This is a genomic window from Aureitalea sp. L0-47, from assembly GCF_026126405.1.
GTDB lineage: Bacteria > Bacteroidota > Bacteroidia > Flavobacteriales > Flavobacteriaceae > Pukyongia.
This window is the reverse complement of record NZ_JAFMTQ010000003.1, coordinates 85,434-107,542: the sequence shown is the minus strand read 5'-3', so window position 1 is coordinate 107,542 and position 22,109 is coordinate 85,434. Positions and strand designations below refer to the sequence as shown.

The 22,109-nt window shown below is 39.4% G+C and carries 25 protein-coding genes; 22 read left to right on the top strand and 3 right to left on the bottom strand.

Annotated elements, in window-relative coordinates:
- The first annotated feature begins 7 nt into the window (after positions 1 to 7).
- From J1N09_RS05095 to J1N09_RS05015, 17 genes are all read left to right on the top strand, one after another.
- Complete coding sequence (locus J1N09_RS05095) at positions 8 to 616, top strand: sugar transferase (protein ID WP_265198630.1); 609 nt, start codon at positions 8 to 10, stop codon at positions 614 to 616.
- A 78-nt stretch (positions 617 to 694) separates the two neighbouring features.
- Positions 695 to 1,981 (top strand): nucleotide sugar dehydrogenase, encoded by a 1,287-nt coding sequence (locus J1N09_RS05090; protein WP_265198629.1) that lies wholly within the window; start codon positions 695 to 697, stop codon positions 1,979 to 1,981.
- Between the two features lie 42 nt (positions 1,982 to 2,023).
- Positions 2,024 to 2,386 (top strand): four helix bundle protein, encoded by a 363-nt coding sequence (locus tag J1N09_RS05085; protein WP_265198628.1) that lies wholly within the window; start codon positions 2,024 to 2,026, stop codon positions 2,384 to 2,386.
- Positions 2,387 to 2,405: 19 nt separating this feature from the next.
- Complete coding sequence (locus J1N09_RS05080; RefSeq protein ID WP_265198627.1) at positions 2,406 to 3,383, top strand: SDR family oxidoreductase; 978 nt, start codon at positions 2,406 to 2,408, stop codon at positions 3,381 to 3,383.
- A 124-nt stretch (positions 3,384 to 3,507) separates the two neighbouring features.
- On the top strand, positions 3,508 to 4,380 hold the full coding sequence (locus J1N09_RS05075; RefSeq protein WP_265198626.1) for an ABC transporter permease: 873 nt from the start codon (positions 3,508 to 3,510) through the stop codon (positions 4,378 to 4,380).
- Positions 4,380 to 5,639, top strand: coding sequence for a polysaccharide ABC transporter ATP-binding protein (locus tag J1N09_RS05070; protein WP_265198625.1), 1,260 nt, complete (start codon positions 4,380 to 4,382; stop codon positions 5,637 to 5,639). The genes J1N09_RS05075 and J1N09_RS05070 overlap by 1 nt, the downstream gene beginning before the upstream one ends.
- The gene (locus J1N09_RS05065) at positions 5,636 to 6,418 is read left to right on the top strand and encodes a sulfotransferase domain-containing protein (RefSeq protein ID WP_321160797.1); all 783 of its coding nucleotides are present in this window, start codon (positions 5,636 to 5,638) and stop codon (positions 6,416 to 6,418) included. Before J1N09_RS05070 ends, J1N09_RS05065 begins: the two co-directional genes overlap by 4 nt.
- An 8-nt stretch (positions 6,419 to 6,426) precedes the next feature.
- Positions 6,427 to 7,401 carry a sulfotransferase family protein gene (locus J1N09_RS05060; protein ID WP_265198622.1) on the top strand — a complete coding sequence of 325 codons (975 nt, stop codon included), beginning with the start codon at positions 6,427 to 6,429 and terminating at the stop codon, positions 7,399 to 7,401.
- Positions 7,398 to 7,826, top strand: coding sequence for a hypothetical protein (locus J1N09_RS05055; protein WP_265198620.1), 429 nt, complete (start codon positions 7,398 to 7,400; stop codon positions 7,824 to 7,826). Before J1N09_RS05060 ends, J1N09_RS05055 begins: the two co-directional genes overlap by 4 nt.
- Positions 7,823 to 8,932: a DegT/DnrJ/EryC1/StrS family aminotransferase gene (locus J1N09_RS05050; RefSeq protein WP_265198619.1), complete on the top strand. Its 1,110-nt coding sequence runs from the start codon at positions 7,823 to 7,825 to the stop codon at positions 8,930 to 8,932. The genes J1N09_RS05055 and J1N09_RS05050 overlap by 4 nt, the downstream gene beginning before the upstream one ends.
- Positions 8,925 to 9,680, top strand: coding sequence for a class I SAM-dependent DNA methyltransferase (locus J1N09_RS05045; RefSeq protein WP_265198617.1), 756 nt, complete (start codon positions 8,925 to 8,927; stop codon positions 9,678 to 9,680). The genes J1N09_RS05050 and J1N09_RS05045 overlap by 8 nt, the downstream gene beginning before the upstream one ends.
- A gap of 1 nt (position 9,681) precedes the next feature.
- Positions 9,682 to 10,890: a glycosyltransferase family 4 protein gene (locus tag J1N09_RS05040; protein ID WP_265198616.1), complete on the top strand. Its 1,209-nt coding sequence runs from the start codon at positions 9,682 to 9,684 to the stop codon at positions 10,888 to 10,890.
- Positions 10,887 to 11,129, top strand: a complete 243-nt coding sequence (locus J1N09_RS05035; RefSeq protein ID WP_265198614.1) for a hypothetical protein — start codon at positions 10,887 to 10,889, stop codon at positions 11,127 to 11,129. Before J1N09_RS05040 ends, J1N09_RS05035 begins: the two co-directional genes overlap by 4 nt.
- Positions 11,126 to 11,857, top strand: a complete 732-nt coding sequence (locus tag J1N09_RS05030; protein WP_265198613.1) for an FkbM family methyltransferase — start codon at positions 11,126 to 11,128, stop codon at positions 11,855 to 11,857. Before J1N09_RS05035 ends, J1N09_RS05030 begins: the two co-directional genes overlap by 4 nt.
- An 18-nt stretch (positions 11,858 to 11,875) precedes the next feature.
- Complete coding sequence (locus J1N09_RS05025) at positions 11,876 to 12,655, top strand: glycosyltransferase family 2 protein (protein WP_265198611.1); 780 nt, start codon at positions 11,876 to 11,878, stop codon at positions 12,653 to 12,655.
- 2 nt (positions 12,656 to 12,657) lie between these two features.
- Positions 12,658 to 13,476 carry a glycosyltransferase family 2 protein gene (locus tag J1N09_RS05020; protein ID WP_265198609.1) on the top strand — a complete coding sequence of 273 codons (819 nt, stop codon included), beginning with the start codon at positions 12,658 to 12,660 and terminating at the stop codon, positions 13,474 to 13,476.
- A 6-nt stretch (positions 13,477 to 13,482) separates the two neighbouring features.
- Entirely contained in the window at positions 13,483 to 14,493 is a 1,011-nt protein-coding gene (locus tag J1N09_RS05015) for a glycosyltransferase (protein WP_265198607.1), read from the top strand.
- A 10-nt stretch (positions 14,494 to 14,503) separates the two neighbouring features.
- Here J1N09_RS05015 and J1N09_RS05010 read toward each other — a convergent pair whose 3' ends face one another.
- Genes J1N09_RS05010 through J1N09_RS05000 form a run of 3 tightly spaced genes read right to left on the bottom strand, consistent with a single transcriptional unit; the run spans position 14,504 to position 16,992 of the window.
- Positions 14,504 to 15,589, bottom strand: a complete 1,086-nt coding sequence (locus J1N09_RS05010; RefSeq protein ID WP_265198605.1) for an acyltransferase family protein — start codon at positions 15,587 to 15,589, stop codon at positions 14,504 to 14,506.
- A gap of 42 nt (positions 15,590 to 15,631) precedes the next feature.
- Complete coding sequence (locus J1N09_RS05005) at positions 15,632 to 16,306, bottom strand: sulfotransferase family protein (protein ID WP_265198603.1); 675 nt, start codon at positions 16,304 to 16,306, stop codon at positions 15,632 to 15,634.
- 14 nt (positions 16,307 to 16,320) lie between these two features.
- Positions 16,321 to 16,992 carry a sulfotransferase family protein gene (locus J1N09_RS05000; RefSeq protein ID WP_265198602.1) on the bottom strand — a complete coding sequence of 224 codons (672 nt, stop codon included), beginning with the start codon at positions 16,990 to 16,992 and terminating at the stop codon, positions 16,321 to 16,323.
- A gap of 125 nt (positions 16,993 to 17,117) precedes the next feature.
- Here J1N09_RS05000 and J1N09_RS04995 point away from each other — a divergent pair, with 125 nt between their 5' ends.
- Genes J1N09_RS04995 through J1N09_RS04975 form a run of 5 tightly spaced genes read left to right on the top strand, consistent with a single transcriptional unit; the run spans position 17,118 to position 22,109 of the window.
- Entirely contained in the window at positions 17,118 to 17,903 is a 786-nt protein-coding gene (locus J1N09_RS04995) for a glycosyltransferase family 2 protein (protein ID WP_265198601.1), read from the top strand.
- Positions 17,904 to 17,907: 4 nt separating this feature from the next.
- Positions 17,908 to 18,663 carry a glycosyltransferase gene (locus J1N09_RS04990; RefSeq protein ID WP_265198598.1) on the top strand — a complete coding sequence of 252 codons (756 nt, stop codon included), beginning with the start codon at positions 17,908 to 17,910 and terminating at the stop codon, positions 18,661 to 18,663.
- On the top strand, positions 18,660 to 19,892 hold the full coding sequence (locus J1N09_RS04985) for a glycosyltransferase (protein ID WP_265198597.1): 1,233 nt from the start codon (positions 18,660 to 18,662) through the stop codon (positions 19,890 to 19,892). The genes J1N09_RS04990 and J1N09_RS04985 overlap by 4 nt, the downstream gene beginning before the upstream one ends.
- A 21-nt stretch (positions 19,893 to 19,913) precedes the next feature.
- Positions 19,914 to 21,026 (top strand): GDP-mannose 4,6-dehydratase, encoded by a 1,113-nt coding sequence (gmd, locus tag J1N09_RS04980; protein ID WP_265198596.1) that lies wholly within the window; start codon positions 19,914 to 19,916, stop codon positions 21,024 to 21,026.
- A gap of 3 nt (positions 21,027 to 21,029) precedes the next feature.
- Positions 21,030 to 22,109, top strand: a complete 1,080-nt coding sequence (locus J1N09_RS04975) for a GDP-L-fucose synthase family protein (protein ID WP_265198594.1) — start codon at positions 21,030 to 21,032, stop codon at positions 22,107 to 22,109.

The window sequence follows — 22,109 nt, the reverse complement described above, 5'->3', positions numbered from 1 at the left end:
GAGATCTATGTTATCTAAGGGGCAACAAAGACTTAAGCGTAGCTTCGACCTGTTCGTTTCCCTTATCCTGCTCCCTGTTTTGATCATTCCCATGCTAATTTTATGGTTATTCTCTACTCTAAGCACAGGAAGGGACGGACTTTATCGCCAGCTAAGGATCGGTCGACATGGAAAAGAATTCAAACTCTTGAAATTTCGTTCGCTTAAGGGAGCAGACCATGTCGATATCAACCAGATCAAGGCGAATGAAACAGCCTTTGGTGGATGGATTCGGAAATATAAACTGGATGAATTGCCACAGCTGATCAATGTATTAACTGGCGAGATGAGCCTCGTAGGGCCTCGGCCGGATATTCCCGGCTATGCTGATAAGCTGGAGGGACAAGATAGGATTGTTCTAAACGTCCGTCCAGGGATTACAGGTCCGGCAACCCTTAAATACAAGAACGAAGACAGTCTGCTACTGAGCCAACCCGATCCTAATGAGTACAATGATACCGTGATTTGGCCGGATAAGGTTCGGATTAATATTAAGTACATAATGGAATGGAGCTTTACCCGTGACTTGAAATATATTTGGTATTCAGTCTTCGGTGGCTATCCTCAAACACCTTAAGAACAATTTTAAGAATGTAGCTCGTTATTTTAGGGAGCTACTTATCTTTGTACACATATCATTCAGAATAATAAATTCATGAAGGAACAACCTACCATTGCTATTGTCGGACTCGGATACGTTGGCCTGCCCCTGGCTGTTGCTTTTGCTGAGAAATATCACATCATCGGTTTCGACATAAATAAAGAGAGGGTTTCTCAACTTAAAAGAGGAGAAGATCTCACCCTTGAAGTTTCAGAGGGTGATTTAAAAGCTGTATTGACAGGAACTGATAACACCGGGTTGGAGGTAACAGCCGACCCTGCACCTATGAGTGAAGCTTCGGTTTTTATAGTCACTGTCCCAACACCTACCAATAAATACAACCAGCCAGTGCTCACACCGCTTATCAAAGCCAGTGAAACTGTTGGAAAGTGTTTGAAGAAGGACGATGTAGTGATCTACGAATCTACCGTGTATCCGGGTGTTACTGAAGATATTTGTGTACCTATCCTTGAGCGTGAGTCGGGTTTAAAGTTTAATTCTGAATTCTTTGCCGGTTATTCTCCCGAACGAATTAATCCGGGGGATAAGGAGCATACAGTTACTAAAATACTCAAGGTTACGAGTGGTTCCACTCCGGAAGCCGCTAGATATATAGATGACTTGTACAAATCTGTTATCACAGCCGGGACCCATCTCGCACCTTCAATCAAGGTGGCAGAAGCAGCCAAAGTGATCGAGAACTCACAACGGGACATTAACATTGCCTTTGTAAACGAACTATCCAAGATCTTCCGAATGCTCGATATCGACACCCAGGATGTACTGGAGGCCGCAGGAACCAAATGGAACTTCCTGAAATTCACTCCCGGACTCGTTGGAGGCCACTGTATTGGAGTAGACCCATACTACCTGGCACAGAAAGCCATGGAAGAAGGCTACAACCCCGAGATCATACTTGCAGGACGCAGGATGAATGATGGCATGGGTGAATATGTAGCTACGGAAGTCGTGAAGCTGATGATCCAAAAGGAGTGCAAAGTAAAAGGCGGGAAGGTACTGGTTATGGGGATTACCTTTAAGGAAAACTGCCCGGACATAAGGAACAGTAAGGTCATCGATGTAATTGATGAACTGAAGAAATACAACCTGAATATCGATGTGTACGACCCATGGGCGAGTGCGGAGGAAGTTACCGAAGAGTTCGGTGTGGATCTTTGTACTTCGGAAGGGGAGCTTGATAATGACTACGATGCAGTGATCTTGGCTGTTGCACATAAGGAGTTCAGGGATTTGGATGTAGCAGCACTTAGGAATGATCCTTCGGTGTTATTTGATGTGAAGGCGTTTTATGACAAGAAACTTACAGACGGACGTCTGTAAAAGTTAGAAGTTAAGAAGTTAGAAGTAAATAAATAGTTTAATATGAATCACAAGGACCTGGATGTTTGGAAGAAAGGAATGGATTTGGTAGAACTGATTTATACATTAACTTCTAAATTACCAACTGAAGAGCGGTATGGGCTAATAGCACAAATGAGACTTGCCGCTGTTTCGATTCCTTCTAACATTGCAGAAGGAGCTGCTAGAAAAAGTAACAAGGAGTTTCTTCAGTTTATTTCCGTGGCACTTGGTTCAATAGCCGAAATAGAAACAATATACTTAATAGCGCTTCGATTAAATTATGTTGAAAAAGATCAAAAAGTATTTGATTTATTGGCAGATGAAAAGCATTTACTTCTTGGATTTCGAAATCATATCAAAAAACACCTGACTACTAACTTTTAACATTTAACTTCTAACTCTCTTGTACACCTCCCCCTACCATACCGAAGATCTAAGTAAATTGAACTTTCTCATAACCGGAGGTGCTGGTTTTATCGGCTCTAACCTGGTTGAATATTTGCTAATGCATAATGCTAAGAAAGTTAGGGTGCTGGATAACCTTGCTACTGGCAATATGAATAATCTTAAAGAGTTTGAGTCGAATCCTGCTTTTGAATTCATGGAAGGAGATATCAGGGATCTGGAAACCTGCAGGAAAGCCATGGAGGGTATTGATTATGTTTCTCACCAGGCTGCATTGGGGTCGGTTCCAAGATCTATCAACGACCCAATTACTTCTAACGAAGTAAATGTTACGGGTTTTCTCAATATGCTTGTGGCACAAAATGATAGTAAAAGTGTGCGGAGGATGATCTATGCTGCGTCCAGCTCTACTTATGGCGACAGTAAAGTGCTGCCTAAAGTGGAAGATAATATAGGAAAACCCATTTCTCCATATGCAGTAACCAAACTGGTGAATGAGATTTACGCAGATGTATTCTTCAAAACCTACGGTACAAAAACCATAGGTTTGAGGTACTTTAATGTTTTCGGACCGAAACAAAGTCCGAAAGGTGCATACGCCGCCGTTGTTCCATTATTTATGCAGTCTTTGCGGGACCATGAGCCGCCCACCATAAATGGTGACGGCGAACAGACGCGTGATTTTACGTTTATAGATAATGCCGTTCAGGCTAATATTAGAGCATTTTTTGCTCCTGATGTGGCGATCAACGAGGTATTCAACGTTGCATGTGGTGATCGTATCAGTTTGAATCAACTATGGGCCGAATTGAAGCATATAGCAGGGGTTGAGCTTAAGGCAGTCTACGGACCGCCCAGGGTTGGTGATGTTAGAGATTCACTAGCCAATATAGATAAGGCCGGTGAGCTAATGAACTATCTTCCGAGTTTTACAGTAAAGGAAGGCTTGAAAATTACCTGGGAATCATTTAAGTAAATAGCTAAAAAACACTTTGTGTAATTGTTAATAGCTTCTGAAAAAAAGCTGCTTATCCAAGGTTTATTGGGTCTTATGCTTCGCAGAATATTTATATCTTAGTGCAAACCTAAACCTACTTTCTTTGTATTCATCTAGAAACGAAACATGGTTGTTTGAGATCTCTTCGAAAAGAAAACTCATCGACTTAAATTTTAAAGAGATATGGCGCTATCGTGATTTGCTCTTTTTGTTTGTAAAGAGAGACCTGGTCACTGTATATAAGCAGACCGTACTGGGACCATTGTGGTTTTTTATTCAGCCGTTGTTCACTTCTGTGATTTTTACGTTGATCTTCAACAAGGTTGCATCGATTTCAACAGGTGTTGTACCTGCATTTTTATTTAACCTCGCCGGAATAACTGCCTGGAACTATTTTAAAGTCTGTCTAACGGGAACATCAAATACGTTTAGGGCAAATGCCGGGATTTTTGGTAAGGTCTATTTTCCGAGGTTCATTGTGCCGATGTCCAAGGCCATTTCGAATTTGGTGAAATTCGGTATTCAGTTGTTGATTTTCATCGGGTTCTATTTGTACTACGTCTACTATCAGGGAGTCGACCTCGCTCCAAATGTATTTATCATGCTGTTTCCGGTGTATGTCCTGCTTATTGTGATCTATGGACTAGGATTGGGAATGATCATTTCTACATTCACCACGAAATATAGGGACATATCCATATTGCTTACGTTTGCCATACAGTTGTTGATGTATGTTTCGGCTGTTCCTTATCCTATCGGGCAGCTTAAAGCAAAAGTTCCGGAATATTCCTGGATGGTTGATTACAATCCACTGGCACAGATCATAGAGGGATTCAGATATACCGTATTCGGAACGGAGGATCTGTACTTTAGCTGGAATGGATTTACGGCAATTTGTGTGATTGGCATGGTTGTGTTTGTCTTTGGTCTGATCTTGTTTAACCAAACTGAAAAAACGTTTATTGATACGGTGTGATGGGCAAAGTGATTCTAAAAGCGGAAAATATTAGCAAGCAGTATCGCCTGGGACTGGTTGGTACAGGTTCACTGATGCATGATCTTAACCGCTTTTGGCACAGAATCCGTGGTAAGGAAGATCCATATCTTAAGATTGGTTCGGTAAATGACCGTAGTTCAAAAGCTACAGAAGATTACGTTTGGGCCTTAAAAGATATTAATTTTGAAGTAGAGGAGGGGGAAGTTTTAGGTATAATAGGAAAGAATGGTGCCGGGAAGTCTACTCTGTTAAAATTATTATCTCGGGTTACTAGTCCAACCACAGGAATCATAAAAAGTAAAGGAAGAATTGCTTCGTTATTAGAGGTGGGTACAGGATTTCATCCCGAACTAACCGGAAGGGAGAATATTTATCTCAATGGCGCCATCCTTGGAATGACGAAGGCTGAGATTGCTTCAAAAATAGACGAGATCGTCGCATTTTCCGGTTGTGAAATGTATATCGATACGCCAACCAAACGCTATAGCAGTGGGATGACCGTACGTCTTGCCTTTGCCGTAGCGGCTCATTTAGAACCAGACATCCTGGTAGTGGATGAAGTGCTGGCAGTAGGCGACGCCGAATTTCAAAAAAAAGCAATAGGCAAGATGCAGGAGATTAGCGGAGGAGACGGAAGGACGGTATTGTTTGTGAGTCATAATATGGCGAGTGTATCAAGTCTTTGCAGTCGGGCAATCTTATTGGAAAATGGCTGTATATCATATAGTGGCTCAACAGAACAGGCAATTGATAGATATCTTAAGGATTCAATTAGATCAACAGATGTTAATCATGAGTTATTCCCGATTATAAATCACGATTTCGCTGTGTCTTTTGATGCTATCAAACTTATTCAAAAATCCGAAAATATTATTCAGATCGAGCTTAGTGTGCAGACTCTAAACGATCTTAATGAAATTGGATTTGGATTTAGAATTAAAGATATTCATGATGTATATATAGCAAGTTTTACTCCAGGTCTGACTGGAATAACAGTGGACTTGCCAAAGGGCAAAAGCACAATAAGTTTGGAAATTGAAAATTTCATCGACGTAGTTTCCGGAGGTCAATATTATATAGATGTTTGGTTAGCTAAACCTAAACTACAAATGATAATTTTTGTTGAAAAGGCAATCGGTTATTATATATTGCCAAAGGATTGGTACGGTACCGGAATGGAGTACGATCGTAATCGACACGGTCTGATAAAAATAAATGCAAACCTGAGTATAGATTGAAATTTCGAAGGCTTAAACATATAATAGGAAAGTTCAATAAATCAGATTTAAGGAACAGTAAAGATCTAAGAATACGAAAAAATGATGTTTTCTTGGTTTCATACCCTAAATCTGGTAATACTTGGATGCGATTTTTGTTAATTAATAGTGTATTCAATAAGGATAAGAGTTTAGTATCATATAATGATTTGGAAAAATATATACCCTCAATCCATCGTTCTTCAAAGGCTGACATTGACAATATTAAAGGTTTTCGAATTATCAAGTCTCATTTCGTAAAGAAGGAATATCCAAAGATTGTTTATTTGATACGGGATGGTAGAGATGCCCTGGTTTCATACTATTTCTTTCAAAAGGATGTTTATGATTTTCAAGGCACTTTTGCTGAATTTTATTTTCACGAGGGTTACGGAAAAATTGGAAGTTGGGATAAACATGTAAAAAAGGCTTTGGACTATCAAATTAATAATCCAGACAATATTATAATTATACGCTATGAGGATTTAATTAATGATACAGAGAATACGCTAATTAATGTTTTGAATTTTTTGGGGCAGAAAACCACTCCCAAACAATTGGCTTGGGCCATAGAGAATTCTTCATTCCATAAACTTCAAAAAATGCAAAGCGAAGAAGCGATTGTTATTGATGATAAAAATGTGAACTTTTTTAGAAAAGGCAGAAGCAATCAATGGCCATCCTATTTCACAGAAAAGATGTTATTAGATTTTGAATTGAAGGCAGGCGATATATTAAATCAATTTAAATATTCAAATTGAAAATTTAGATGAGAGAAAGTGATCTCATATTTTTAATTTCTCAACCAAGATCTGGCTCATCTTTGGTTCAACAGATGATTTTGAAAAGTGATGAGGTAAGTGCTTCACCAGAACCATGGCAAATGCTAGCATTGGTATCTACATACAAGAATTTCGATATAACAGAGGGATATAATCAAAAATTTACTTCCATTAATTTCAACAGATTTCTTAAGGAGATTGATCAAGGTTATGAAGATTATTTACAGAGAATTCGAACTTTATCTTTGAAATTATATAATGATAGGACTCTAGGAGAAAGATATTTTCTAGATAAAACTCCGAGATATTATCACATAATTGAAGAACTTCAGGAATTGTTTCCAAATGCTAAGTTTATTTTTCTAGTAAGAAATCCTTTAGCGGTATTTGCGTCGATGCTTCAATATAATTTTAACGGCGATATAGTGAGATTTCTGAGTTCGAAAGATAGGATAGAAGATTTGTTCACGGCGCCTCAAAAGATAAAGAATGCCCTCCAAAAATCTCACTATTCGCTGTTGGTAAAGTATGAAGATATTGTTACTGATTCGAAGAATTTATCTAAGATGCTTTTTAAGTATTTGAACATTCAATATGATTCTAACATAACGTACGAATTAGATGATAAATTCAAATCTAGTTATGCTGTGGATAATAAAAGTTTGCAAAAACATAATAAGCCGGTTAAAGATTATCTTTATAGTTGGAAGCAATCTATTGATACAACTCAAAAGAAAAAGACTGCCATACAGTATTTGAGCAAATTGAAATCAATTCATCAAGATTACTTTGGCTACGAGCTGCAAAATATTATTGAAGAATTGATGCAGCACAAGCCTGATAAAAATACGTTTTTTAATTTAGGGTTTGATTTACTTACAACAGAGGAGCACAAATTGAATTTTAAAAGTCTTATTTGGAAGCGATTTAATTTAAAAATGAAACAAGCTTTAAACCAATGATTCGGGAAATAAAGCATAAGGATAAATTACTAGGATTTATTATCTACTCTGATCACAAAAAAGATGGAATAGAATTTTTTACTCCTAGCGATTTTTCACAACAATTAGGATATATGAAGAGGGATAAGGATTATGTGATTGATCCTCATGTTCATAATCCGGTTAAACGAGAGGTAGTATGGACGCAAGAAGTTCTTTTCATTAAATCTGGCAAAATTAGAGTTGACTTTTATGATGAATTCAAGAATTACTTGAATAGTACAATTTTAAACAAAGGCGATGTAATTTTATTGGCCGCAGGAGGGCACGGATTTCAAATGTTGGAGGAGAGTGAGATCATTGAGGTAAAACAAGGTCCATATTCCGGTGACAAGGATAAAACTAGATTTGATCCAATTGATAACAGTAAAATTAGAATAGAATGATACCTGTTAACACTCCAAATCTATCCGGAAGAGAAAAAGAGTATCTAATCGAATGCATTGATTCAGGTTGGATATCTTCTGAAGGACCGTTCGTTAAAAGGTTTGAAAATGAATTTTCCAATTACATCGGGAGATCACATGGTATTGCAGTATCTAATGGTTCTGCTGCATTGGATGTAGCGATACGAGCACTAAATTTACCAAAAGGGAGTGAGGTAATTGTTCCTTCATTCACGATTATTTCACCTGTTCAGTCATTGGTAAATGAAGGTCTTATTCCGGTTTTGGTGGATTCTCAAACAGATACCTGGAATATGGATGTGGAACTTATAGAGACTAAGATTTCCAAAAATACTCGCGCCATCTTGGTGGTCCATATTTATGGGTTACCCACTGATATGGATCCGATACTAGAATTGGCCAAGAATTACGACCTGAAGATCGTTGAGGATGCCGCTGAGATGCATGGTCAGGCATACTACGGTAAAAAATGTGGATCATTTGGAGATATCAGCACGTTCAGTTTTTATCCTAATAAACATATCACGACAGGCGAAGGAGGTATGATATTGACCGATGATGATCAGTTAGCTCAAAGATGTAAAGAATTGCGTAATCTATGTTTTACTCCAGCTAGAAGATTTGTGCATCATGAATTGGGTTGGAATTATAGAATGACTAATATGCAGGCTGCATTAGGGGTGGCTCAGTTGGAACAAATTGAAAAGATCATTGAACGCAAACGAGAAATTGGAGATCGCTACAACCAGAACCTAAAGGGAGTTTATCGATTGCAGCTTCCGCTCACTAAGACATCGTACGCTCACAATATTTATTGGGTTTATGGGCTAGTTGCTGAATCGGAAGAATTGGCAAACGAGCTACAGTATAAATTTAGAGAACTTAAAATTGGAACCAGGCCATTTTTCTGGTGTATGCATGAGCAACCTGTGTTTCATCAAATGTCGCTCTTTAATAATGAATCGTATCCGGTTGCTGAAAAATTAGCCAGACAAGGATTTTACATTCCTTCCGGATTGGGGTTGACTAATGATGAGATCGACCATGTCTCTGAGGCGTTAATAGGTATGTTGCGAGATGGATAACTTCAGACTATATGCGCATTACTACGACTTGCTTTATAAGGATAAGGAGTATTCGAATGAAGTGGAATACATTCTTGGTTTATTAAGATCCAAAAAATCGAGTGTATCTAAGATACTCGAGTTGGGATGTGGTACTGGAGTTCATGCAGATTTGTTTGCAAAGCATGGAATTATGGTCGACGGAATCGATTTATCCGAACAAATGATCGATCTCGCTAATAAAAAATATGGGTCAAATGAAAATTTAAGTTTCGTTGTTGGCGACTTAACTACCTATTCATCGGGTAAAAAATATGATGTTGTGTTATCGTTATTTCACGTTATGAGTTATCAAAATGAGAATGATGAATTGATCGCTGCTATAAATACGGCTAGCGATCATCTAAATGCTGGTGGAATTTTCATTTTCGATTTTTGGTACGGCCCCGGAGTGTTGACTAATCTGCCAGAGATTAGGACAAAAAAGATGCATAATAATGAGATCAGTTTAAGAAGACAGGCCATTCCTAAAATCCATGGAAATAGAAATGTTGTTGATGTTAACTATACAATAGATATCACTCAAAATGAATCCGGACAAATACACCAGATATACGAAAAACATTCATTGAGATATCTATTTGAACCTGAGTTGGAATATTATCTTAAATTGAATAATTTCAAAATAATCGGCTTCTATGAATGGCTGACTACGGAAATGCCAGACTTTGATACCTGGAATGCTGTTCTGATGGCGGAAAAGGTGTAATATGAAAGTAGGTGTATGGTTAAATAGTAATATTGATCCTAGCGTTGGAGGAGGGTATTCATATTCAGCCCAAATGGCAATTTTAATTGATGCTCATACTTTTACAGATAATATTGAAGTTTGTTTCCTTGGCTTTAATGACATATTATTTCCTGGTAGGAATGCATATCACAAACTAATACCACCAGGGTCCATTTGGAGCGACATCGAAAAATTAACAGGAAAATATTATACACTTCGGAAGATTAATGGATTTTTAAAAAGACAGATATCAAGAAGAAAACGTCGTCTGCTTCATGAACAGCTAAAGGATTTGAAAATTGATATGATCTATTATCTGTCTCAAATGGAGTGTCATATACCAAATTATCCATTTATATCTACAAATTGGGATTTGGGACATTTAACCTTACCGGCTTTACCTGAGGTGTCGGAACAAAACGAATTATCGTTTAGACGGAAATGGTATAATAACATTCTACCAAAAGCTGAAATGGTATTCGTTGAGTCTGAATCTGGGAGGGAAGAGATGGAAGCACTTTTGAAAGTAGATCCGAATAGAATAAAAGTCGTACCCATGTTTTCATCTGATTTTAATCATATTAGAATTTCCAAATCGGAAGAAAGAAGATTCCTGGCAGGATTCAAACTTAAACCCGGAAATTACTTTTTTTATCCTGCTCAGTTTTGGGAACATAAGAATCATGCTCTGTTAGTTAAATCCTTTTCCAGACTTGTTAAGGATTTTCCCAAAGTCGAACTGGTGTTCACAGGCGCCGACAAAGGCCATTGGCCTAAAATTAAATCTCAAATAAATGAATTGAATTTGACGGATAGGGTAAAATATCCAGGATTTGTTAGTATTGTAGAGTTAGTTGCGTTATATAGAAATGCAATCGCTCTCGTTATGCCCACCTTTCTTGGACCTACCAATATTCCCCCACTCGAGGCAAGAACTCTAAATTGCCCGGTAATCTGTTCGGATCTTGCGGGACATAAAGAGCAGTTGGGTAAAGGGGCTCTTTATTTTGATCCAAAGAATGAAAATCAATTATATACCAGGCTCGTCGAGATAATGAATGATCAAAAACGACAAGAAGTTTTGAATAACGCTCAGGAGGAAATCAAAACTTCAGTATTCGATCAATATTATGCCATTGAACAGGTGGAGAAACACCTTCTCAAATATATTTCAAATACAGCACTATGAAATACATCTATCTTCATATTCCAAAAAATGGAGGAACAACACTGCAGGCGTTATTGAAACAGCAATACAAATCTTACCAGATCTTCAACATTCAGGATCAGGATCATAAGCGAAATAAATGTATAAAAAAGTTAAAAGAACCTCAAGTTTGCGTAATAGATTACGATCTAAGTCGTTTTCAATTTGGACAGAATTTTTTGAAGCTTGCTCAAAAAATAAAAAATAATACCGGGTTATGATCAAAAAAACCATAAACAAGATCCTCGGTTCCATGGGATATAAACTCGTTAAGTCCTTAGCAGAAGCCCCTAGAAATCATTTTACAATTGATCGTGCATTGGGTCGCGCTCGCAACAGAAATCTTAAGATCAACACAGTGATCGATGTAGGTGCATCCGATGGACGATGGGCTGAAAACTGTATGAAATTCTTTCCTGAAGCCTCCTATCTGCTGGTTGAGGCACAACCGGCTCATGAAGAAGTATTGAATAAATTTATCACAACTAAAACCAAAGCAGAATATGTCCTGGCTGCTGCCGGTCCATCCGATGGTGAGGTGTATTTTGATGATTCCCAATTATTCGGGGGTATTGCCAGCAAAGAAAAGACCAGTGATACTATGAAGGCCTTACCTCAAATTAGTCTCGACAAGGAGGTTGAACGTAGAAACCTCAATGGTCCTTTTCTTTTGAAATTGGACACACATGGTTTTGAAGTTCCTATTCTCCGGGGAGCCAGTGATGTATTGAAAGAAACAGAACTGCTTATTATTGAAACTTACAACTTTAAGCTCACTGATGAGAGCCTTAGATTTTGGGAAATGTGTACTTACCTGGATTCCCTTGGATTTGCGGTAATAGATCAGGCAGACCTAATGTTGCGTAAGAAGGACCATAGTTTTTGGCAGATGGATATATTTTTTATACCTAAGGATAATGTGATTTTCGAATACAACAAGTATGAATAAAATTTAATTGAAAACATATTGGCCGCGTTAAATCATATACCCAAAATATCCGTTATTACGCCCAATTACAACCAGGGAGATTTTCTTGAACAGACCATCCAATCTGTCCTGGATCAAAATTATCCCAACCTCGAATATATCATCATTGATGGAGGGAGTACAGACCAGTCTGTTGAGATCATAAAGAAATATGAAGATTCCTTATCCTACTGGGTATCTGAACCCGATATGGGTATGTACCATGCGATTAATAAGGGTTTTGATCTGTGTACTGGGGATATAATGTGTTGGATTAATTCGGATGATATTCTTTGGGAAGGTTCACTGGCATATTTGGCAAAAATAATGGGCCCCGAAATGAACAAAGTCGAGTGGCTGCAAGGCTATCCAACCGTGATAGACGAGGAAGGCAAAATCCTGTATCGGAGAGATCCTGTAGCTGCCAAAAAAAAATTTTATAACCTGGAATTCAAAAAGGATAGAGCCTTCATTCAGCAAGAATCAACATTTTGGACCCGTAGTCTTTGGGAACGATCGAAAGCGAGATTAAATACTGAATATACCTTAGCCGCTGATTTCGATCTTTGGATGCAATTCTTTCATTACTCGAGGTTGTTTTGTTCCAGGCGAAATTTGGGTGCCTTCAGAAAACGCAAAGGACAAAAATCTCAGGATCAGGAAGCATATTTGCAAGAAGCCATAGCTTCGGTGGATAACCATCGAAAGAGACTTACCTTTATGAAACTTTTGAGATTGAGATTCAGCGGTGCTGATGAACCTATCTATTGGATTGATTAACTATGAAGTCTTTCTCCATCATAATTCCAACCTTCAATTCAGCCTTGACACTTCACGAGGCGTTGAATAGTATAGCCTCGCAATCGGAAAAAAGCATTGAGGTGATTGTTCAGGATGGCGGCTCCAATGACGATACGCTTTCCGTAGCAAAAAACTACCGGGAAAGAATTCCCGGGCTTCTTATCGCTTCGGAAAAGGACAACGGAATTTACGACGCCATGAATCGCGCCATGCAAAAAGCTACGGGACAGTGGCTCATCTTTATGGGAAGCGACGACAAATTTCACGGCGAGGATGTGCTGAAGAAAGTTTCAGAAAAAATAAAGAATACTAAGGCTAACGTGGTGCATGGCGATGCAAAGATCATTGGTGACACGGGCTGGGCAAAGGATGGGGATATTTACGACGGGCCGTTCGACCTGCACAAATTGCTCAACCAGAATATCTGCCACCAGGCCATGTTCTACAGGCGGTCCTTCGTGATCGAAAGAATAGGTGACTTCAATACCGATTACAAGAAGAGTTCCGATTGGGATTTTAATTTGCGCTGCTGGGCAGAAAAACCCTTCCAGTATATCGATCTGGTGATTTCAGATTTCGCAGCCGGAGGTTTATCCACACATAGCAACGACAAACGGATGGTAGAGGATTTCATAGATAACATTTTGAGTTATTTTAATGTAGACCTATTTCACCCTCTGATAAATAGACCTACCTTTATTTTCTATCCAAGGGTAGTGGAGAAGCAAAAACAAAAATCGCCGCTTCGGTATAAGATACTTCGTATAAAGCAAAAACTGCTGAAAAAATTGAGTAAGTAAATTACTATGGGGAAGATAAAACATGCCGCGTTTACGATCTGTTCTAATAATTACTTGGGACAGGCACTGGCACTGAAGAAGTCCCTTCTTCAGTACAACCCCGATATGGCCTTCTTCGTGATCCTGGTCGATAAATTATCAGATGAGGTAAATTATTCTGAATTCGAACCCGCTATAGTTTTACCGGTTGCCGACATCCCAACGATCGACCTGCAGGACCTACTGAAACGTTACTATATCATTGAGTTGAACACTTCAGTAAAACCTACGGTCTTTAAGTACCTTAAGGATTATTACCCACAGTTTGAAGCGATTTACTACCTCGACCCTGATCTTTACTTTTATAAGAGCCTGTCCGAGACCAATAACTTTCTTCAACAGAAAACCGCAGTGCTCACACCGCACATTCTGAGTCCTATACCTCGTGATGGATTACAACCTGAAGAAAATACTTTCTTCCGATTCGGAATATATAATCTGGGTTTTCTCGGATTAAACATTAAAAGCAAAGAAACGACAGAATTACTTGATTGGTGGGAGGAGCGAGTGATCAAATATGGTTATGACCATCCGCATAAAGGGTACTTTGTTGACCAACTATGGATGACGCATGCACCCCTGTTCTATGAAAAAGTTCATATCCTGAGATCATATAATTACAATATGGCACCCTGGAATCTTCACGAGCGCAGCATTTCCTCGATTGAAGGGAATGCGATAACACTGAATGATAATTCGCAACTAGTGTTCTACCATTTTAGTAAACTGAGTGAGGACCCTGACGCCATTTCCAGAAAGTACGATCGATATACATTAAACGACTTTCCACTTCTGAAACAACTTTATATCGACTATAAGAGTGAATTGGAAAGATGTCATTATTCGGAATATAAAAGGATCCCTATTGGATATCCCGTGAAGATGAACCTAAAACCTGAACCAAAGCAGTACACGTATGTTGGAAAATTACTTCGAAAAATCGGTTGGCGCTTCATCCGGTGGTCAGAACCGAATTAATATGGAAGATCTAATTAGTGGCTTTGTTTCTTTGCCTAATCCTGATTTTTGAAAGAGGTCTCTCGACTAAAAGGTAAGAACATGAAGAGAAGATTATTGTTATCAGAAAGAAGAGATATATTTTAGTGCCTTTCGGAGCTCCAGAATCCACCACAATATTTAATATTGGCATGTGAAATAAATACATGCTAAAACTAATTGCGCCTATATACCTGAGGAATTTGAATTCCAAGATCGTTTTTACAATTCCTTTTCCATATTTGGCGGCTAGTAATATTAATCCCCAAGCTGTGGCATAAGGAACAAAAAGTTTGGCAGAATGAAAATATAGCTCGAATCCAAATAGTTGAGTAAAGAAATAAGGTATAGTTATCAATATACCGGCAAAAGCTAATATTCCTAATATATTCATTACATAAGGTTCTATTTTCCTGTTCAATTTGTCACCAAATAGTAATTCGTATATAGATAACATGGTTCCCACAATGAAGATTGGGAAAAATCTGGTGGTTGAAGTATCGGGGTAATTATATCGCAACTCGAGTCCCAGAGTAGCACCAATTATTATCACAAAAAATAGTAGCAGTAGAAGTTTATTCCATTTTAAAAATTTATGGCAGAACCATATAATTATAGGGGATATAAAATAATATTTGAATTCTACTGGTATGGACCAGAAAATACTCTCACCTTTCACTAATAACATATGCAATGGAATGTCCATCCATTCATCGATCACCGTGTTTACCCCTGTATAATTCAACAATCCATACAAAGCAAGGGCCAGAACAAACATAGGATATATTCTTAAGAATCTTCTCAGGAAGTAATTTTTCCAGTAGAGCTGGGATGATTGTTTATTCCTGAAGACCAATGCAATTTGTCTATCGAGCAAATATGCTGAGAGAACAAAAAATAAGTATACACCAACCTTTCCGATCTTTTGAAGATTAATATATTCATGAAAGAAGAGATTTGCATTCGAAGAATGCGATAACAGTACAAAAAGCACGGCAATTCCTCTTAAACCATCAAGAGCCTTGAAATGATCCTGTTTCTGGTCGTGAGGAAAAAAATGGAAGTTGAATTTTTTCATTTATATATCAAGCCAATGTATACTGTGGATTGGGATGTTGCTTCATTCCCCAAACTCAAAATTAAAATAATCGATCTCTTCCTTAAACAGCGAATAGATTAGATCAATCGACTTTGGTGTGAAATGATTGGAGTAATGATCGTATGAGTGCACCAACAGCTGTGGCAATGCACTATCCTCGATTCCTAGTTCCGCAGCTACTTTATGAAAATCTTCCTGAAGCTTTTCAAATCGGCCTACAAAATCCATGGCTACTTTTCCATGTCGATCGGTAATATATCGCAGTTGAGAAAAAGAGCGGGGATCAAGATTGCTTGAAATGAATTGCTCAAATGACAGCGTTTCCTCCTCAGATAGTCCGAACATTTGCCGATGGTACGGATCTCTGTGAATTACATTATACCAAGAATAGGCGCGGCTCCATGAATTGCGAACAAAAGTAAATTTATAGTAGGAACGAAGCTTCACCAATGTGATCTCAGGTGACAGGGCCTTTTGAATATTCGGGAGAACGCGATGAAACTTACCAAGTTTTAACGCGTATCCGACTTTTGCTAATTGGTACTTTCTGTTCGCAATTTCTTCGTATTGTGCAAACGTTCTATGGTCCTGGACATTATGCGTTAACTTCTTAAAATGACCTAGTTTCTTTTCTATGCTAGTCCCGGCTGTTTTGGGAATATGGATGTAAATACACTTATGGGTTTTAGAAATCATTGAGTAAAATTTGCTTATTCACCATACTGAAAATTAAAGTAGTCGATTTCATCTTTGTAAAGCTTATAGATCAAATCTCTGGTCTCTGGGGTATAATTATCAGTATAGTGGCTGTATTTGCGAACTAATAGCTTTGGAAGCTCAGTATCTTTTATGCCAATTCGCTCACAAACAATATCGAAATCTTCCTGGAGCTGTTCGAATCTTCCAATAAAGTCCATTTCGACCTCGCCCCGGAGATTTTGTATGAAATACAATTGTGAAAACGTTGAATGATCTATCTTTTCTTCTAAGAATTGCTTGAAATTATAATCAGGATCCTCAATTTTGTATTGAGCTTGCATACGCTCGTCTTTCATCACATTGGCATACCAGGAATACATTCGTGACCAGCTGTTTCGCACGAAACTGAACTTAAAGAATCGATCGTATTCGCTTTTAGTGAGTTCCGGTGATAACATGGTCCTGAACCAATACCAGGACCGATCCGGTTTTCCTTTCCTGAGCGCGTGCAGGCCATTGCGGAAATGCTTGGCTCTATCCGTCAGGGCCTCGATCTCCTTTATGGTCCGGTGATCCTGAACATCCCGCTCCAGGGTCTCAAAATGCCCGAGCTTTTTCTCGATACTTGTACCCCCGGTCTTGAAATTGTGTATGAAAATAAATTCCTTCTCTTTCGAGATCATACGACTGCTGAATTGGAGCTGGGAACAACCCGTTTCAAATACATTTTATTAGAGTATATTTACGGAACTGGTCCTACAGGATTTAAAGCGAAAGATAGAATTTAAAATACAAAGAAGTTCCTTTCATGCCCAAAATTTCGGTTGTAACCGTGAACTATAACAATGCCAACGGGCTCTCAAAGACCATCCAAAGTGTGCTCGCACAAGATTTGGATGAATTGGAATATATCGTGATCGATGGTGGTTCAGAAGATAAGAGCACGGAGGTGATAAAGTCATTCGAAAGCAGTATAGACCATTGGATATCAGAATCGGACAGCGGTGTGTACGAAGCCATGAACAAAGGTATAGACAGGGCAAGTGGAGAGTATGTTTTATTTCTGAACAGTGGTGATGAATTTTTTACTTCGGAAACACTAAAAAAGGTACTGCCCCAACTCGATTCCGGGAAAGATATTTACTATGGAAACCTAATCTTTATTCACAAGCTAAAGGAAATGTCACGCGACTATCCGAAGTCCATGGACTTTGAATACTTCCTGGAAAGGTCGTTGCCCCATCCGGGATCCTTCATCCGAAGATCGTTATTCGATACCATCTTCAGATATTCAGAGCACTTTCGCATTGTATCCGACTGGGAATTTTTCATAGTCGCCATTCTCAAGGAAAAAGTAAGTTACAAGCACCTGCATTTGGTGATCTCGAGATTTGAGCTGGATGGAATGTCGAATGACCCGAAAAATAAGCAAGGCATAGAGGAGGAGCGTTTTGAGGTGATCAAAAAACACTTTCCGGAGCGTTTGAAGGAATATTGGGATTGGCGGAAAATAAAAGAGAAGGAAATGAAAAAAGCCGGGAAAGTGAGCCTGGTTTCTAGGGTGAAACGTAAAATAAATAGACTCAAGAAATAGTGGTATGATCCCAAAAACCATTCATTACTGCTGGTTTGGAAGAGGCGAAAAGCCCGATAGCTTTCAGAAATGCCTTGAAAGCTGGAAAAAACATTGCCCGGACTATTCCATAAAGGAATGGAACGAGGAAACTGCAGTAGGATACAGGGGACGGTTCACTGAGGATGCACTGAGAAAGCGAAAGTACGCCTTTGCAGCGGATGCAATTCGTGTAGAGGTACTGGCAAGTGAAGGCGGAATTTATATGGACACCGATATGCTGCTCGTTAAACCATTGGACAATTTACTGAACTTCGACTTTTTTACGGGTTATGAAGTGCCCGGTCGACCGGCTTATGGACTTTTTGGAGCGGTGAAAGAACATCCTTTAATCATTGAAATGACCCGATTCTACCGGGATAATCGCTTCAATCAGTTTTCACCACCTGTTATTACACACACCTTTAAAGATATAGTAACCCCTGAAAACCTTGGGGAGAACGATCGAATTTTCGGTTCGGAGTATTTTTATCCGCTTACTTACCAGGATCGAGATAAGGATTTCCGAGGGTTTATTACTGAAAAAACAGTCGCTGTGCACCTCTGGGATCACTCCTGGAACAGTCCGAGGAAGGAAGGACTCTTGCAATTGGTTAGAAATTTCAACACCGTGTGTATCGATAGGTTCTTCTTTGATTACCCGAAGAGCTACTTTACGAGGTACTCTAAGGAATTCGCCAGGAAAATTTATCATAAGCTCATCAATAAGAAGGTGTCATGAAAGTGGTCCATATAACAACATCGCCCAAGGGAGGAGCCGGTATTGCGGCTTTCAGACTACATTCTGCATTGCGTGAAGCAGGGATATCTTCTGCTTATGTGTCGAACAGTATCACTGTAGGTTTCGACGGTGAGGTATTGGATGATCCAATGTTTACATATCATAAGCCAACTTTCACCGAAAAGATTACAAGAAAACTCAAGAAAATAATTAATCCCTCGGAAGCGGATAAATTCCGGCAGCAGCTGGCAATAATCGAATCACAGCTTTCATTCGAGATCATTACCCTCCCTTATAGTAGCTTGAAATTGGAAGAGCACCCGTTGATCACTGATGCGGACCTGGTACACCTGCATTGGGTTGGAAACATTCTGGATTATCCGCGATTCTTTCAGAAAACACAAAAACCAATTGTTTGGACCCTTCACGATATGAACCCCTTTAAAGGGCTTTTTCATTATAGAGAAGATGAGACCAGGAATGTGGCGACGAAAGACCTGAATGAAAAATTAAAGATGATAAAACACGATGCGATTGGCAAAATAAAAGAAGGCGCCGTGGTAAGCCCATCTGAGTGGCTGCTTCAGGAGGCCGTTACCAGCGGGGTGTTCGATTCCTTCGGAATTAGAAGAACCATCGCCAATAGTATCGATGTTACGCTTTTTGCCGGAATAGATCGTGAACACGCACGGGAATCGCTTAATTTGAATCCTTCGGAAAAGGTCATACTATTTACAGCAGCCAAATTGGATATACACAGGAAAGGCCTCGATATGCTTATGGAGGCCCTTGAGAATATATTGCATCCTGTCACGGTTATAACCCTCGGAAAAGGAAGTCTTCAGATAGCAAACAAAAATGTAAAAGTCATACCTTTGGGCTATATGACCAACGTTATTGAAATCGCCAAGTGTTATGCTGCTGCAGATGCTTTTGTATTACCTAGTCGGGAAGATAATCTTCCGAATACGATGCTTGAATCCCTGGCTGCAGGGACGGCAGTAATTTCATTTGCCAGGGGAGGTATGAAGGAACATATTACTACAGGGGAAAATGGTATACTCGTAAAAGAAATGAGTACTGAGAAATTGGGAGAAGGTTTGAACGATTTTCTTTCCGATCGATATAAATTCGATCGTGAGGCTATAAAGAAATATGCTATGAGCCATTTTAACGGGGCAGAACAGGCGATGAATTACATGGAGATTTACAAACAGCTAATTACCTAACTTAACCATACAAGAATCTATATGAAAGTTGCATTTATAACTGGAATCACCGGGCAGGACGGAGCCTATTTAAGTGAATTCTTATTGAAAAAAGGGTATGTTGTTCATGGGCTGAAACGCAGGTCCTCACTTTTCAATACAGACAGGATTGATCACCTCTACCAGGATCCTCATACCGATAACCGGAACTTCATTCTTCATTATGGTGATATGACCGATAGCACCAACCTGATTCGGTTGATCCATGAGATCAAACCGGATGAGATATATAATTTGGCGGCCATGAGTCATGTACAGGTATCTTTTCAGATCCCTGAGTATACCGCGAATGCCGATGGAATTGGTGCCCTTCGTATATTGGAGGCTGTACGATTTCTGGGTATGGAAGACAAATGCAAGGTTTATCAAGCTTCTACCTCTGAGTTGTACGGAGAGGTTCAGGAAGTGCCACAAACCGAGACCACACCTTTTTATCCACGAAGTCCGTACGGCGTAGCAAAACTCTATGCTTATTGGGCAACCGTTAACTACAGGGAGGCATACAACATATTTGCTTGCAATGGTATTTTATTCAACCACGAATCACCCATCAGGGGGGAGACGTTTGTGACTAGAAAAATCACCCGTGCCACGGCCAGGATCGCGCTGGGACTTCAGGACAAGCTCTTTATTGGGAATCTCGATGCAAAACGCGACTGGGGCCATGCGAAAGATTATGTGCGGATGATGTGGATGATTCTCCAGGCCGATGAACCCGAAGATTGGGTGATTGCAACAGGGGTGACAACCTCAGTGAGGGATTTTGTAAAAATGGCCTTTAATGAAATCGGTGTCACTTTGCGCTTCGAAGGTGAAGGAGACGCGGAAAAAGCCTTTGTCCAGATTGTAACTGATCCTAGATTCGAACTGGAAATAGGAAGAGAAGTGGTTTCGGTGGATCCTAATTATTTCCGTCCCACAGAAGTGGATCTATTGGTTGGAGATGCCTCAAAGGCAAAGGATAAATTGGGTTGGGAGCCGCGGTACCAACTTTCGGATCTCGTAAAGGAAATGATGGAAAGCGATATCAAGCTAATGCAAAAAGAACAATACCTGAAAGATGGTGGTTATACTACCTTAAACTACTTTGAGTAACCAATGGATGAAAGCTCCAAAATATATATTGCAGGTCATAATGGCCTGGTGGGAAGTGCTATTCTTAGGCAGTTAAAAGATGATGGATATGAGAATTTTGTCTTGCGAGGAAGTAATGAACTCGACCTCAGGGATACGGTTGCCGTAGCTGATTTCTTTTCCGAAGAAAAACCGGAATACGTCTTTCTGGCAGCGGCGAAGGTTGGAGGTATCGTGGCAAATAATACCTATCGCGCCGAATTTCTCTACGATAACTTAATGATACAAAACAATGTTATTCATCAAAGCTATCTAAATGATGTTAAGAAACTGCTCTTCCTTGGAAGTACCTGCATTTATCCGAAGAATGCTCCTCAACCCTTACGCGAAGATTATCTTCTTACCGACGTTCTCGAATACACCAACGAGCCCTACGCGATCTCAAAGATCGCAGGTATCAAGTTATGTGAGAGTTATAACCTGCAATACGGTACCAATTATATTTCTGCCATGCCAACCAATCTCTATGGACCGAATGACAATTTCGATCTTGAAAAAGCGCATGTTCTGCCAGCCTTGCTCCGCAAGATTCACATAGGGAAGGCACTTGAGGAAGGAAATTGGGAAGTGATTCGGAATGATTTGAATCGCTTACCAATTGAAGGGGTGGATGGAACTGCTTCCGAAGGAGAAATTAAAGACAAACTAGCCGATTTTGGAATTCTTAATTCGAACGGAGTTGAAGTAGAGATCTGGGGTAGTGGCAGACCGATGAGGGAACTACTTTGGGTTGAGGACATGGCGAAAGCTTGTGTCTATTTAATGAAACACCACAACGCAAAAACACAAGCCAAAAGAGGTGAAGAGGTTCGAAACACACACATAAATATCGGTACCGGGAAGGATATTACAATAGCCGAACTGGCGGTGTTAATTAAAGATATTGTTGGTTTTCAAGGGAAATTTGTTTTCAATACGAACAAACCGGACGGTACTATGCGGAAGCTTACCGATGTGTCCAAAATAAACAATATGGGCTGGAAAGCCGAAGTTAGCCTGCATCAAGGTATTGAGCGGATGTATACCTGGTATACCGGGAACTAA